This window comes from Glaciimonas sp. GG7, assembly GCF_052976905.1.
Genome location: NZ_JBRIIQ010000233.1, coordinates 1 through 569 on the forward strand (window position 1 = coordinate 1; position 569 = coordinate 569).

Annotated in this window: 1 protein-coding gene; it reads left to right on the top strand. The window is 54.1% G+C overall.

Going from position 1 to position 569, the window contains the following annotated elements; translation table 11 throughout:
* Positions 1–569 (top strand): hypothetical protein (locus tag ACVBEF_RS21335; protein WP_447125894.1); only part of this gene is annotated, 569 nt, incomplete at both ends.

The window sequence follows — 569 nt, forward strand, 5'->3', positions numbered from 1 at the left end:
AGTTAGTGGGATTGGTGGTGGGAAAAGCGGCGACGCAAGTGGCCGGGGGCACGGCAACCGATGGTAATGCGGCAGGGGTGAATGCCAAGCTGGCGACGGAGTTTAACTATCTGAAGCATAGACAGCTCGACGATTTCAAAGACAAATACGCACAATGCACAACGCCCGAATGTAAGAGCGGTGTGCTGGCTGATATGAAAAATCTGTCGGACAAGCAAGACGCGCTGCTCAGCCAATGCACCACCACAGAAGCCTGCAAAGGACTGACCTCGGACGCGGTATCGCCAACCGAACAAAACGGCTTTATGGGGATGTTCAGCACGGATCAGAAAGACATTTTCAATTTCTGTCCACCGGGGGACAGCGCCTGTATGGGGACGCTGCAATATATTTCGGCACGGACTAATCAAGCTTTGATGGTCAGTATTGCTCCGGAATTTTACGCGGCGATTAACTGGCAGACAGCGACGATGGAAAGCGCCACGCAGGAGTTGCAGCAGAGGTTTGGGTTGTCGGCACAAGCTGCTGGGGTGATTGCGATTAGTATGGTGTCGGGTGTGCAGGGGGCG